This is a genomic window from Acetobacter pasteurianus (genome assembly GCF_009914215.2).
Lineage (GTDB): Bacteria > Pseudomonadota > Alphaproteobacteria > Acetobacterales > Acetobacteraceae > Acetobacter > Acetobacter pasteurianus.
Map to the genome: position 1 here is coordinate 1,910,023 of NZ_CP039846.2, position 14,139 is coordinate 1,924,161.

Genomic DNA, 14,139 nt, shown 5'->3' on the forward strand with positions numbered 1-14,139 from the left:
CTGTGTCCTGCTTCCTTCCAGGTCAGGAAAATTAAAGTCTTCCTTCCTTATCCCGCAAATGTTGGTTCCTGAAAGAGGGCAGGATCATTTTTAATGCCAGCAAAGTGTTCTGCCAGCGTGGTGCCAAGCAGTTCATCATACACAGCCAGTGTGGCATGTTGCATGGCAAAAGTGCTGTAATGGCTCAGGACCATCTGGCGCGCAGCGTATCCTATCGCTTCCAGAATTTCTGGCGGTGCAGCTAACACGTCATAAATAGCCTGTGCCAGTTCACTGGCGTTTTCTGGTGTAAAGCTAAAACCCGTTTGGCCGTGAGCAACGGTTTCTACTGCCGCGCCATGATGCGCCACAATAACCGGACAGCACATTGCCTGAGCCTCCACCACCACGCGCCCAAAAGGTTCTGGGCGGAGGGAGGGCACAACCACCATATTGGCCAGCATCATGGCAGCAGGCATATCATCGCAATGGCCCGCAAAACGCACACGGTCAGTCAGGCCCAGTTGTGCGGCTTTGGTGCTCAGTTCCTGTGCGTATTTATCGTCTGGTGCGCAACCACCAGCAAACACGCAGTGCCAGTTTATATCCGGTAAAAGCTCCAGCAGTTGTGCCAGCGCATCCAGCACAAGGCTCTGGCCTTTCCATGCTGTCAGCCTGCCGGGCATGAGAATAACCGGTGCGTCAGCCGGAAGCGCCCACGCTTCTACCAAACGGTGCACACGCTGGCCGGACACTACTTGAGGTGAAAACTGCTCGGTATCTGCCCCGCGCGGAATGGTGCGTAGCCGATCTGGCCCTACATGGTATTCTTCTGCAAGGCGCTGGGCGATATGGTTGCTAATGGCAATAACGCGATCACCAGATGCCAAAACGGCATTGTAATGCCGCTTGCCGGGAAAGCTGTTGGCGTGCACGCCGTGCCATGTTGTTACAAAAGGTGTTTGCGTGCGCTTGCAGGCCATTTTGGCAACCCACGCAGGCGCGCGAGAGCGGGCATGAACAAGCTGCACGTTGTGCTGGCGAATGATATTGCTGAGGAAATGGCTGTTTTTGGCAATTTTTAAAGGGTTGCGGCTACCGCAATCGGGAAGGGCAATATGCTCTGCGCCACTATGCCGCAACAGAGGTTCCATACGCCCACCAGCGCTGATGACAAGTGCTTTGCCCCCAGCTTGTGTAATGGCCTGCGCCATTTCTATGGTGCCTCTTTCCACCCCGCCCTGCTCCAGAGCGGGCAGGATTTGCAGAATGGAGGCAGAGGCCAGAAAACTGCTCATGAACAGGGTGTTATCATAATTTGCACATTTTGTGCCATAAGATCAGTAGGGCAGAACTGTTCTTCCTTTTCAGGTTCCCGGCCTGTGCGTGAATGAACCTGTTTGGTATGGAGGCAGGATGAAGTTTTCTTTTGTGCCTACACGGCGGCATCTTCCCTGCGTGGTTGCAGGTACAGCGTTGCTTGTTTCCGCTCCTGTTATGGCGGCTACGGCACGCAGCCATGCTGCGGCTGCACCCGGGCCGCTCACTGGGCAGAAATGGTCGGTGGAAGCCTGTATGGCCATGGTGGGGGATGATCCTTTTGGCGCAAGAGATTACGCGCTGGACTGGGAGCGCCACGGCAACGGAGGGCAGGAGGCCAAGCATTGTCACGCTTTGGCATTGCTGGAAGCTGGGGATGAAGAAAGTGCTGCACAGGAACTGGATGAGCTTGCCCACCAACCCATAGAACATGCAGAGCGTGCGCCTTCCAGCTTTCGCGCCGGGTTAGAGGAAGATGCGGCAGATGCATGGCTTTCTGCCGGACAACCAGAAAAAGCCCTGAGCAGCGTAGATTACGGGCTGGCGTTTGAGGATGATACCCGCCTGCATCTGCTGCGTGCCCGTGCCTTGCTGGCGCAAGATCAGGCCGATGTTGTGGTGAAAGAACTTTCTGCGCTGGTGGCCAAAAAGCCAGATATCGGGGCCGAAGCCTATGTTCTGCTGGCATCGGCAGAGCGCCGCGTTGGGCAGCTTGATGCCGCTGCCACGCACGTAGCGCACGCTTTGGAAATAGAGCCGGAAAACCCCGCAGCCCTGCTGGAGCGTGGCATTGTGCGTGAACGTAAAGGGGATGCCACCGGTGCACAGGCAGATTGGCAGCGGGTGCTTGATTTGGCGCCAGATAGCCATGAGGCAGATCTGGCCCGGCAGGATCTTGCCGTTATGGCTGCAGATCCAGATACACCATGAAGACCCTAATGCATTCTGAAAAAGTTCAAGACGTTATACCTCAACGCATTCTTGTTATCCGTTTGGGGGCGTTGGGAGATTTCGTGCAAAGTTTTGGCCCGTTTCAGGCCATTCGGCAGGCATTTCCTGCTGCGCATATCACCTTGCTTACAACCGCGCCGTTTGTTGAGCTTGCCCGGCTTTCGCCTTGGTTTGATGAGGTGCTTACGGATACACGCCCGCGTTGGACAGATGTGCCGCAAATTCTCGCCTTGCGTAAGATGTTGCGTGGGTATGATCAGGTTTATGATTTGCAGACATCAGCCCGCACCGCGCGATATTTCGTGTTGGCCAGTCGTCCCGTTTCATGGTGTGGGCATGTGGGAGAAGGGCATCTTGCCCATTTAAACCCGTGGCGGGATGAAATGCACACCCGTGCCCGCCAGCGTGATCAGCTACGTATGGCAGGCATTAAGGATGTGCCGCAGCCAGATGTTTCGTGGTTGCGTGATAAAGGGCCAAAGCTGGATGAGCCCTATGTGTTGATAGTGCCGGGGGCAGCCGTGCATCGGCCCGCCAAACGCTGGCCTGCCAGGCGGTATGGTGAACTGGCAGCAGAAATTTTTCGCCGTGGTTTGCGCCCTGTATTGGTAGGGCATGAAACCGAGCAGCCCTTGGCGCAGGACATTCTGAAATATTGCCCCGAGGCGCTAAACTTAATGGGCAAAACCACTCTGCCGGAGCTTGCAGGACTGGCCGCACGGGCACAGTGCGCTGTGGGGAATGATACAGGCCCCATGCATCTGGCTGCCGTTATGGGCTGCCGCTGTGTTGTGCTATTTTCTGCCGATAGTAACCCTGCGCTTACAGCCCCGTTAGGGTGGCAGGCAGGGCAGGTGCGCGTGCTACGTGTGCGTGATCTTGCATTGCTTTGTGTGCAAAGGGTTGCAGCCGCGCTCTGGTGGCGTCATTAAGCATCTTCCATCAGTTTCTGATTTTCTTTTCTGGAGCCTTTGACCATGCCCGCCATTACCTTGCCTGACGGTTCTGTTCGTAGTTTTGACGGGCCGGTTACAGGCACGACGGTGGCGGAAGCTATCGGCCCCGGTCTTGCCAAAGCCGCACTGGCCATGGAAGTGGATGGAAAGCTGTGCGATATCCGCCAGACCATCAACAAAGATGCTGCCCTGCGGTTTATTACCCGCAAGGATCCGGAATCGCTGGAACTTATTCGGCACGATGCCGCTCATGTGCTGGCAGAAGCCGTGCAGGCGCTATACCCCGGCACTCAGGTTACAATCGGTCCGTCCATTGAAAACGGCTTCTATTACGATTTCTATCGTTCCGAACCGTTCTCCCCGGAAGATTTTGCGGCCATCGAAGCCAAGATGCGCGAAATTGTTGCCAAGGCTGAGCCTTTTGTGCGTGAAGTCTGGAAGCGCGATGATGCGATCCGCTTTTTTGAAGAGCGCGGTGAAAAGTTTAAAGCCGAGTTGATTCGCGATCTGCCGGAAGATGAAGAAATTTCCATCTATCGGCAGGGTGAATGGCTGGATCTGTGCCGTGGTCCACATCTGCGCACCACCAAGGATGTTGGCACTGCTTTCAAGCTGATGAAGGTGGCAGGCGCTTATTGGCGTGGGGATCATCGTAACCCCATGCTCACCCGTGTGTACGGCACGGCATGGCGCGATCAGAAGGAACTGGACGCGCATCTGCACCAGTTGGAAGAAGCAGAAAAGCGCGATCATCGTCGGATCGGCAAGGAAATGGGCTTGTTCCATTTTCAGGAAGAAGCCGTGGGGCAGGTGTTCTGGCACGCCAAAGGCTGGCGGCTTTATACCGCGTTGCAGGATTACATGCGCCGCGCCCAGACACGCCACGGTTATCAGGAAGTGCGCACTCCGCAACTTGTAGACCGCGCATTGTGGGAGGCTTCTGGCCACTGGGATAAATACCGCCACCACATGTTCATCGCCACGGTTGAGGACGAGAACAAAACGCTCGCACTCAAGCCCATGAACTGCCCGTGCCATGTGCAGATTTTTCGCCACGGCCTACGTTCTTATCGTGAACTACCGTTGCGTATGGCGGAATTTGGCGCCTGCCATCGGTATGAACCATCAGGCGCATTGCATGGCCTGATGCGTGTGCGCGGCTTTACGCAGGACGATGCACATATTTTCTGCACCGAAGATCAGATTGCAGATGAAACTGTGCGCTTCGTGAAAATGTTGCACGATGTGTATCAGGATCTGGGCTTTGAGCATGTGCGCGTAAAGTTTGCTGACCGCCCAGAGCAGCGTGCTGGCAGCGATGAAGTGTGGGACAAGGCTGAAAATGCCCTGAAAGAAGCCTGCACCGTGGCTGGGGTAGAATACGAACATAACCCCGGTGAAGGCGCATTCTACGGGCCCAAACTGGAGTTTGTGCTGCGTGATGCTATTGGGCGTGATTGGCAGTGCGGCACCTTGCAGGTTGATCTGGTTCTGCCAGAACGACTCGATGCCAGCTATATTGGTGAAGACTCCGGGCGGCATCGCCCCGTTATGCTGCATCGTGCCATTTTGGGTTCCTTCGAACGCTTCCTTGGCATTCTGATCGAACAGCACGCCGGGCGTTTCCCGCTTTGGCTAGCACCTGTGCAGGTGGTTGTGGCCTCCATCGTAAGTGATGCCGCACCTTATGCGGAGGAAGTGGCTGCTGCCCTGCGTGAAGCAGGGCTGGCTGTGGAAGCCGATGTGCGGAATGACAAGATCAACGCCAAGGTGCGTGAGCACAGTGTGGCCCGTGTTCCGGTTATTCTGGTGGTAGGCCGGCGTGAGGCAGAAGAACGCACTGTGGCCATGCGCCGCCTTGGCACGCAGGCGCAGGAGACTCTGAGCTTGGATGATGCTGTTGCCCGCCTGAAAAACGAGGCAACACCGCCGGATTTGCGCAAAAAAGGGTGAAGCAGAGTTTTATTGCCACAGCAGGGCAGCAATGAAGATGTTTTTGTGCTTGCCCTGCTTGATAAAGCGCGGATAATTGCGCACATACTAACGATAGGCAGAAGCGCCTGAAGGGGTGCCTTTGCAAGTTATTGAAATGTACTACAGGAGCCGACCATAGCCAGATCACCGTATCCCGCGCCGCCCAGCCGAGAAGGGCCGCGAGTGAATGAAGAAATCCGTGTGCCGCAGGTTCGCCTTATTGATGAAAATGGCGAAATGGCCGGTATCATGACCGTGCGCGATGCTTTGGCAAAAGCGTATAGTGTTGGGTTGGATCTTCTAGAAATAAGCCCGAATGCTGAGCCGCCTGTTGCCAAGATTCTTGATTACGGCAAGTTCAAATACGAACAGCAGAAAAAGCGTAACGAAGCCAAGAAGAAGCAGAAGGTCATTGAAATCAAGGAAGTCAAGGTTCGTCCGAATATCGACGAAAATGACTACCAGGTTAAAATGCGCGCTGTGAAAACCTTTATTGGTGAAGGTGACAAGGTAAAGGTTACGCTGCGTTTCCGTGGTCGTGAAATGGCGCATCAGGAACTGGGTATTAAGGTTCTGGAACGCATTCGTGGCGAAATGGATGAGGTTGCCAAGGTGGAGCAGATGCCGCGCCTTGAAAACCGCCAGATGATCATGGTTTTGGCCCCGCGCTAAACCGTGTTTTCAGTCTGATTTCCGGAAAAACCCCTGCTTTCTTATTAAGGAAGCAGGGGTTTTCTGTTTTTACGGGCCAAGCAGGATAGTTGCGTGCGCATTTGCGCGAACGTGCTGTGTTTGTGCTGTGCTGGACGGGGCTGCCGGGGCATCTGCGCTACGCGCCATAGACATCATCATAGGCATGGGGCGTATGATCGGGTTTTCGGATATTGCTACGTTTGAAAAACGTACAACATGCAAGCCCAGAGATGCCGCTACCGTATCTGCCTGTTTTTTTAGCTCGGCAACGGCGTTCTTTTCAGCATCCAGAAGCAGACTTTCCCGCTTGTCATCAGAAATAGACCAATCCAGACTTTCCAGAATAAGGCCATTTGCCTGCAACTGTCCGGCCAAAGGTAGCAGCGCGTTGCCGTTCTGAGCCTTTAGGCTCAATCTCTGGGTGGCTGTCCAGAAAGCAGGATCCTTGTCTGGGCGCGTTTCAGACACATCGTATCCCGTAACCGCCAACTGCACGGCATCGTTTTTGCCTGTCTGTTCAGTAATTTTCTGCACCAGTGCATTGACGGCCTGCTGAGCCGTTGCCGCATTTTTGTTGCGTGCTTCTGCGCGGAATATGGCGGTAAGCTGGTCTGGGGCGGCATCTGTTGTGCCGGAAGCAGAAAGTTCAAGCTTGGTAAAAGTGCTTGTGTCTTCCGCATGAGCTGTGGGCAGCATTGCCATGAATGCGCAGGAACTTGCGGAAAGCAGGAACAGCATGGAGCGAGAATAAAAACGCATCAGGGTATGTTTCCTTTTAATGTCAGATGTTTCCCTGTTGGCAAAGAGCAGCGCTTTTTTCTCAGGCTGTCCAGAACAGGTGAATGCTTGCTTGTGCGATAACAATCTATCAGTGGGGCAAGTTCAAGGCAGAAAGGCAATGTATCTGCCGCAAATGCATGATTGTCTCGAAAACGTTAGATTAACGGTGAATGTCCGTAATCTTACTGATTTTTGTGTAGGGTAAGGGCGTATCAATACGCACGCTTAAGCCCGGATTGTTGTTGGCCAGATGGAGTTGGCCGCCATGAAGATGCACAATGGCCTGCACAACAGAAAGCCCAAGGCCAGAGCCAGAAATATGGCGTGTCTGTTCTGCCCGAAAGAAACGTTTTGTGGCATTTGCCATGTCTTCTGCCGTCATGCCTATGCCATGGTCAGCTATGGTGAGTTCTATAGTGCCATCATTTTCTGAATGAGGCTGAGGCGGCATAAACCGAGCAGAGCAGGTAATGGTGCCTCCTGACGGAGAAAATTTAATGGCGTTGTCCAGCACATTGGCAATAGCCTGCTGGAACATGGCGCGATCACCATAAAATGGAAGTGTTGCGGGAAGGGTGGTCTCAATCGTTATTCCGCGATCTTCCGCAACCGCAGCGTAAAGCTCCAGAATATCCTGTAGGGCAGGCACCAGATCAAACCGAGTAAAGGCAGAGCGGCGACCACCGGCTTCTATCTGCGCAATACGCAACAGTGCGTCACAAATGCTGGTAACATGGTCAAGCTGCTCTACAGCGTGATTAATGGCTGTGCGTAGCTCAGCCTCGGTATGTGCATATAGGGCTGCATCTTCCAGTTGGGAGCGTGCGCGGGCAATTGGGGCCCGCAGATCATGCGCAATGGCGTTGGAAGTCTGTCTCACATTATCCATTTGCTGGCTGGCACCATCCAGCATGGTATTTATGGCGATAGCAACATCATCCCTTTCATCTCCGTTTCCGATGAGCGGAATGTGTTGGGAGAAATCACCGTGTGTAATGGCAGCCGTGCTTTTGTGAATGAGATGGATAATGCGTTGGAACATTTCACGGATCACCCAGCCAAAACTGTAAAGATTAGGTTTAAGCTGAGGCACACCGCTTTAAACCTCACGAAAGGTTTTTTATCCAGACCTCTGGCGGCAATTGCGTCTATTCCTGCAGCATATATCCTGCATTACGGATGGTATGCACCAGTGGATGATGGAAAGGTCTGTCTATTTTTTGGCGCAGGCGGGAAATATGCACGTCAATGACGTTTGTCTGGGGGTCAAAATGATAATCCCATACACCTTCCAGCAGCATGGTGCGGGTAACAACCTGACCGGCGTGGCGCATCAAAAATTCCAACAGGCGAAATTCACGCGGTTGCAACTCAATCTTCTGGCCAGCGCGTTTCACATTGCGCGATAGCAGATCTATTTCCAGATCCCCAATTGTAAGGCGCGTCTGGGGCTGGGCCTCGTTTCTGTTGCGCCGGACCAGTGCTTCCAAACGTGCCTGAAGTTCGGAAAATGAGAAGGGCTTTGTAACGTAATCATCCCCACCTGCTTTCAGTCCGGCCACTTTTTCATCCACATCGGCCAAGGCGGAAAGCAGCAGCACGGGGGTTGTATTGTTTTGATTTCGCAATGTTTGTAGGATATGAAGGCCCTCTACACCGCCCGGCAGCATGCGATCTAGAATGATGACGTCAAACTTTTCGCTGGTAGCAAGGGAGAGGCCATTTTTGCCGTCTTCAGCCTGCTCAACCAAATGCCCAGCTTCTGCAAGGCCTTTGGCAACAAAATTGCGAACTGTTTGATCGTCTTCAACAAGAAGAACGCGCATGATCCAGACCTTACATTATCCAGAGCGTATTACCAAAACCTTACGATAATTATACAATCATGTCACTGCCCGCGTTCAAATCTGGTCTTTTTCATCCAGCTTGGGGGTCAGGCCGTCTAGTGTTGCCATCAACACCGCCGTAAGTGGTGAGGCAAAAATCAGGCCCGGAAAGCCCAGGATGGCGCCAAAGAGTGTCTGTGACAAAACTGTAATGGCAGGGGGCATTTGCACGGCGTGGCGCTGAATAACTGGGGCCAGCACATTACCTTCTAAAAACTGGATCACGCTATAAAGCACAGCCACCATAATGGTTTCCCGCGTGCCCAGAGAAAGGGCTAGCAGCAACGCAGGAACGGCCCCCATAATGGCGCCAATATACGGGATAAAGTTACACAGCCCGGCAAGCACACCCAGCGCCAGCGCCAAAGGCACGCCAATAAACCAGAGGCCAAGGCCAGAAAGCGTACCAACCACCAGCATGTCTAATGATTGCCCGGCAACCCATGCCCAGAGTGTCTGCCCGGCCCTAAGCAGGAGATCACGCACTTTGGGACGTTTGGAAACAGGCACCAGCCGCAAAAAGCCATTGGCGTAAACTGCGGGAGACATTGCAAAATACAGCCCGGCAATCAGCACAACCAGCAATGTGCCAATAGCCCCAAAGGCGGACCCCAGAATGCCCGTCATGGACCCCGCAATGCGGGAACCAAGAGAAGCAAGGCTGCTGGTATCTCCCCCTCCAGCCTGATGACCGCCCAAAGATGCCGGGAGATAATTCAGGATCATCTGGCCCGTAGGGGTGCTTTGTAGGGTGCTGCGTAGTGCGGTTTCTTGCTGGCGCAAGGCATCTTGCAGGCGTAGGGCTTCGCTTATCATCGCCGGCCCGCTGTTCCAGACCAAAAACACAGCACTGCCAATTAACCCGCAGATAACGGCACTGAGCGCCCACCCATATGGCAGCCGAAGGTGGCGCACCAGAATTTTAGACAGCCCATGTAGCACCACAGCACACAGTACTGATGCAAACACCACCATCAGCACATCGCCCATCAACCAAACCACCAGCGCAATAACAGCGCCGCTGAAGGTCATGCGCAGGATTCTGGAAATGGATTGCAGCCAATCCGCAGAATGCGGCTTGCCTTCATACGGCCCGCCAGCAAGAGAATTGGCAGGAGAAGGGGTATCTGAAGGCATGCGCAAATGTCTTTCGGAATGCAATTTGAGGCCGGATTGTTGGGAAGGGTAAGCGAAGAGGCAGTGCTACTGCGTTTAAGATGTATTCTTATCCATGTGTCTTACGATCTGAGAAGAAAATTCTGAAAAGCCAGACACAAAAAACTGGCGCATTGGCAAAAATGCCTCACGCCAGTTTGGGGGTCAGGCTTCGTTGGTGGCTTCTTCCATTTCAGCTTCGGCTGCCAGCCAGCGTTCTTCCACTTCTTCCTGTTCTTTTTTAAGGGCAGCAAGGCGTGTGTTCAGGCGCGTGAGATCCTGCGTTTTCCCTTCGCTATACAGAGCGGGGTCTGCCAGACTGGCTTCAATTTTCTGCTGCTCCTGCGCCAGTTTGGCAAGGCGTGCTTCGGCGTCTTTTATAACCTTGCGCAAAGGGGCCAAGGCTTTGCGGGCTTCTGCGCGCTCACGCCTGTCATCCTTGCGGCTGGGCTGGGCCGCAGTATCTTGTTTTGGGCGGTTTGCTGCGCGGTTGTGCTCAATCAACCACGCGCGATATTCCGCCATATCGCCTTCAAACGGGGTGATCTTGCCATCGCCTACCAGCCACAGGCGGTCTGCCACCAGTTCCACCAGATGAGGATCATGGCTGATCAGAACCACAGCGCCTTCATAATCTGCCAGCGCACGAATAAGCGCATCGCGGGCATCCAGATCCAGATGGTTGGTGGGCTCGTCCAATAGCAGAAGTTGTGGGGCATCACGCGTTGCCAATGCCAGCAGCAGGCGTGCTTTTTCACCGCCTGAAAGGTCTTTCACCGCTGTTTCAGCGCGTTCTGCATCCAGCCCGAAACGTGCAAGCTGGGCACGCACTACCGGAGGCGTGGCTTTGGGCAGGGCACGCGCCATGTGGTCGATAGGTGTTTCGTTCAGGTGCAGTTCTTCGGCCTGATGCTGGGCAAAATACCCAATTTTGAGCCGGGGGTTCCGCTCTACCGTGCCAGATAGTGGTTCCAGCCTGCCAGCAAGAAGCTTGGCAAAGGTGGATTTACCGTTGCCGTTGGCGCCAAGTAGGGCAATGCGATCATCCATATCCAACCGGAGGGAAAGATTGCTGAGCACAGGCTTGCCATCATACCCCACGCTGGCACGGCTCATGCTCAGAATGGGAGGGGGAAGCTGCTCGGGTTCGGGGAAGGAGAAGTGCGCGGGCGTTTCTTCCACCACGGATTCGATAACGGGCAGTTTTTCCAAAGCCTTCAGGCGGGCCTGTGCCTGCTTGGCTTTGGTGGCCTTGGCTCGGAATCTATCCACAAAGGACTGCATATGCGCCCGCTGGGCTGCAATTTTTTCAACCTGCCGGGCCTGCTGTAAGGCTTGCTCTGTGCGAATGCGTACAAAATTTTCGTATCCACCCGGTGTTAGGCTGAGCTTGCCATGGTCCAGATGTGCAATGGCATCCACGCAGGAATCCAGCAGCCCCCTATCATGGCTGACAATCAGCGCAGCTCCAGCGAATCGACGTAGCCAATCTTCCAGCCAAAGGGTGGCTTCCAAGTCCAAATGGTTGGTGGGTTCATCCAGTAGCAGCAAATCTGGCTCAAGAAACAGGGCCGTTGCGAGGGAAACACGCATACGCCAGCCGCCGGAAAAATCTGAAACAGGGCGGGCCTGTGCATCTGCATTAAACCCCAATCCGGCTAAAACAGAGGCCGCGCGCGCTGGGGCGCTATCTGCACGTATGGCGCGCAGGCGCTCATGTATTTCCGTAATACGTACGGGGTCCGTCGCTGTTTCGGCTTCTGCCAGAAGGGCGCTGCGTTCGGTATCACCAGCCAGCACGGTATCCAGAAGCGATGCGCCATCTGCTGGGGCTTCCTGCTTTACGCGTGCCATACGGGCGCGGGCGGACAGGCGAATTTCACCGCCATCTGGTGCAATATCGCCCGCAATTGCTGCTAATAGGGTGGATTTTCCGGCCCCATTGCGCCCGATAAGGCCCACCTTGCGCCCGGGCTCTATAGACAGGTTAGCCTGGTCCAGAAGGGTGCGGCCTGCCATACGCAGGGTAAGATCGGATATGACAAGAAGGCTCAACGCAACTCTCGTTTCTTTATGAATCGTGCATTACATCCGGCATGGTACCTACCAGCCCGCGCCGATATGCTCTAGATGGTGCGCTACGGCTGCCACCCTTATGGTGCTGGTATGCCAGAAAACAGGAGAAACCCAATGGCTAAAGAACGTACGCTATCCATTATCAAGCCAGACGCAACCCGTCGCAACCTGACCGGCAAGATCAATGCCGTGTTTGAAGATGCAGGTCTGCGCATTGTCGCCCAGAAGCGCATTCAGCTTTCTCCGGCTCAGGCTGGTGCATTCTACGAAGTACACAAAGAACGCCCGTTCTATAACGATCTGGTGTCCTTCATGATCTCCGGCCCGGTTGTGGTGCAGGTTCTGGAAGGTGACAACGCAGTTGCCAAGAACCGTGAAGTGATGGGTGCAACAGACCCCAAAAAGGCAGAACCCAACACCATCCGCGCTCAGTTTGCTGAAAGCATTGAAGCAAACTCCGTGCACGGTTCTGACAGCGCAGAAAACGCAGCGAACGAAATCCGCTTCTTCTTTGCGGAAACCGAAATCCTGCCCTGATCCGTTTTTTTTTCGGATTTACTCTGGCTGGTACATTTGCTGCCAGCCAGAGCTATATAAATTATGTTGCTGTGGCCTTTTATTGGGCGCAGTATGCAAGAGGTAAGCACCTTTTGCATGGGAGGTGTGGCTGCAAAGATGGGGTCACGCCTAACATTTGCTCTATAAGCATTCCTCTAATATGTAAGCATCCAAAGAATTTTCCGGCTGCGTGTTGAGGAAACCTCCGCGCGCTGTTGGCTTGGCGAGCGAAAAGGAATGACATGAAAGTTCTGGCGGTTCACCCCAGCGCCCTGATGTACACGCGGGTCTTTCTCCGTCTGGAGCCTCTTGGTATGGAGCTGGTTGCTGGCGCAGCTCGTAGTGCCGGCCACGATGTGCAGATTATAGATCTTCAGGCTGAAACGCATGAAGATTACTGGAAAATGCTGGATGAGTTTCAGCCCGATGTGGTGTGCTACTCCGGCAACTATCTGGCAAACGTGCCAGAAATTCTGGATCTGTGCCGCGAAACCCGCTACCGCAACCCCAATATCTTCCAGTTTGTAGGTGGGCATTCCGTATCCTTTATTGCAAAGGATGTGCTGGAACTTTCTGAAGGTACCATCAACTGCATTCTTAAAGGTGAAGGCGACGCCACGGTTGGGCTACTGCTGGATGCCGTGCAGAATGGTAAAGACATTCTGGAAGTGCCCGGCGTTATCACCAAGGATGGTGAAGGCCCACCGCCTATCTTTGTAGAATCTCTGGATGAGGTGCGCCCGGCGCGTGATCTTCTGCGCCACCGCAACAAATACTTTATTGGCACGCTGGACCCGGCAGCCTCTATCGAATTTGCGCGTGGCTGCCCGTGGGATTGTACATTCTGTTCTGCCTGGACATTCTATGGCCGTTCCTACCGCACAGCCAGCCCGCAGGTGATTGCGGATGAGCTGGAGGAAATTAAGGAACCCGGCATCTTTATCGTGGATGACGTGGCCTTCGTGCATGAAGAGCACGGCATGGCCATTGCCAACGAAATCAAGAAGCGCGGCATTAAAAAGGAATACTACCTTGAAACGCGTGCAGACGTGCTGCTGCGCAACAAGGAAGTGTTTAAGGTCTGGAGTGAAATCGGGCTTTCCTACATCTTCATCGGCATGGAAGCTGTGGATGAAGAGGGCCTGAAGCAGTTCCGTAAGCGCGTTTCTCTGGATAAAAACTTTGAAGCGCTGGAATACGCACGTTCTCTGGGGCTGATTGTTGCCATTAACATCATTGCTGATCCTTCATGGGATCGGAAGCGCTTTGAAACAGTACGCCAGTGGTGCTTGGAAATTCCAGATATCGTGAATATTTCTGTCACCACGCCGTATCCGGGCACAGAAATCTGGCACAAGGAAGCACGCCGTCTGACAACGCGGGATTATCGTTTGTTCGATATTCAGCACGCAGTGCTGCCGACCACGTTGCCGCTGCCAGAGTTTTACGAAGAGCTGGTAAAAACCCAGCAGGTGCTCAACACCAAGCACATGGGTTGGGAAGCGCTGAAAGACACTGCAGGTATTGCGGCGCGTCTGCTACGCAATGGCCAGACCAACTTTGTAAAAATGCTCTGGAAGTTTAATTCGGTCTTTAACCCCAAACTTCAGCTGGCGGATCATCAGCGTCCTGCACGGTATCTGATGCCTGTACAGCCTGATGCCGTGACCAAGCTGAACAAGAAAGACCTGTACGTGCATGGCCCCGGTGGGCGTAAAACCCGCGCGCTGGATGATGCGACTGAAAAATTTGTAGATACAACCCGTATGGGTGAATGCGCAGAGGCTGACGCCGAAGCGTAAAAAGTAAAC

At 54.0% G+C, this 14,139-nt stretch carries 12 protein-coding genes; 6 read left to right on the forward strand and 6 right to left on the reverse strand.

Going from position 1 to position 14,139, the window contains the following annotated elements; all coding sequences use genetic code 11:
* Positions 1-47: 47 nt before the first annotated feature.
* Entirely contained in the window at positions 48-1,277 is a 1,230-nt protein-coding gene (locus tag FCN51_RS22470; RefSeq protein WP_003623198.1) for a glycosyltransferase family 4 protein, read from the reverse strand.
* 88 nt (positions 1,278-1,365) lie between these two features.
* On the opposite strand from FCN51_RS22470, the gene FCN51_RS22475 reads away from it, so the two are divergent.
* The 4 genes from FCN51_RS22475 to infC all read left to right on the forward strand — a co-directional run bounded on the left by FCN51_RS22475 (position 1,366) and on the right by infC (position 5,852).
* Complete coding sequence (locus FCN51_RS22475; RefSeq protein ID WP_160256914.1) at positions 1,366-2,229, forward strand: tetratricopeptide repeat protein; 864 nt, start codon at positions 1,366-1,368, stop codon at positions 2,227-2,229.
* On the forward strand, positions 2,226-3,182 hold the full coding sequence (locus tag FCN51_RS22480; RefSeq protein WP_201762569.1) for a glycosyltransferase family 9 protein: 957 nt from the start codon (positions 2,226-2,228) through the stop codon (positions 3,180-3,182). Before FCN51_RS22475 ends, FCN51_RS22480 begins: the two co-directional genes overlap by 4 nt.
* A gap of 45 nt (positions 3,183-3,227) precedes the next feature.
* Entirely contained in the window at positions 3,228-5,159 is a 1,932-nt protein-coding gene (thrS, locus tag FCN51_RS22485; protein WP_020424196.1) for a threonine--tRNA ligase, read from the forward strand.
* Between the two features lie 156 nt (positions 5,160-5,315).
* On the forward strand, positions 5,316-5,852 hold the full coding sequence (gene infC, locus FCN51_RS22490) for a translation initiation factor IF-3 (RefSeq protein WP_035351884.1): 537 nt from the start codon (positions 5,316-5,318) through the stop codon (positions 5,850-5,852).
* A gap of 69 nt (positions 5,853-5,921) precedes the next feature.
* Here infC and FCN51_RS22495 read toward each other — a convergent pair whose 3' ends face one another.
* The 5 genes from FCN51_RS22495 to FCN51_RS22515 form a co-directional block, all read right to left on the reverse strand.
* A complete protein-coding gene (locus tag FCN51_RS22495; RefSeq protein WP_003628590.1) occupies positions 5,922-6,737 on the reverse strand; it encodes an SIMPL domain-containing protein in 816 nt (271 codons plus the stop codon).
* A gap of 76 nt (positions 6,738-6,813) precedes the next feature.
* Complete coding sequence (locus FCN51_RS22500) at positions 6,814-7,746, reverse strand: sensor histidine kinase (RefSeq protein ID WP_160256915.1); 933 nt, start codon at positions 7,744-7,746, stop codon at positions 6,814-6,816.
* 55 nt (positions 7,747-7,801) lie between these two features.
* The gene (locus FCN51_RS22505) at positions 7,802-8,479 is read right to left on the reverse strand and encodes a response regulator transcription factor (protein ID WP_003623182.1); all 678 of its coding nucleotides are present in this window, start codon (positions 8,477-8,479) and stop codon (positions 7,802-7,804) included.
* A 75-nt stretch (positions 8,480-8,554) separates the two neighbouring features.
* Positions 8,555-9,676, reverse strand: coding sequence for an AI-2E family transporter (locus FCN51_RS22510; RefSeq protein ID WP_160256916.1), 1,122 nt, complete (start codon positions 9,674-9,676; stop codon positions 8,555-8,557).
* Between the two features lie 183 nt (positions 9,677-9,859).
* On the reverse strand, positions 9,860-11,749 hold the full coding sequence (locus FCN51_RS22515; protein WP_160256917.1) for an ABC-F family ATP-binding cassette domain-containing protein: 1,890 nt from the start codon (positions 11,747-11,749) through the stop codon (positions 9,860-9,862).
* Positions 11,750-11,884: 135 nt separating this feature from the next.
* On the opposite strand from FCN51_RS22515, the gene ndk reads away from it, so the two are divergent.
* Together ndk and hpnR are read left to right on the forward strand one after the other, a co-directional pair.
* Positions 11,885-12,307: a nucleoside-diphosphate kinase gene (gene ndk, locus FCN51_RS22520; protein ID WP_035362113.1), complete on the forward strand. Its 423-nt coding sequence runs from the start codon at positions 11,885-11,887 to the stop codon at positions 12,305-12,307.
* A gap of 263 nt (positions 12,308-12,570) precedes the next feature.
* Positions 12,571-14,130 (forward strand): hopanoid C-3 methylase HpnR, encoded by a 1,560-nt coding sequence (gene hpnR, locus FCN51_RS22525; RefSeq protein WP_014457164.1) that lies wholly within the window; start codon positions 12,571-12,573, stop codon positions 14,128-14,130.
* The last annotated feature ends 9 nt before the right edge of the window (positions 14,131-14,139 follow it).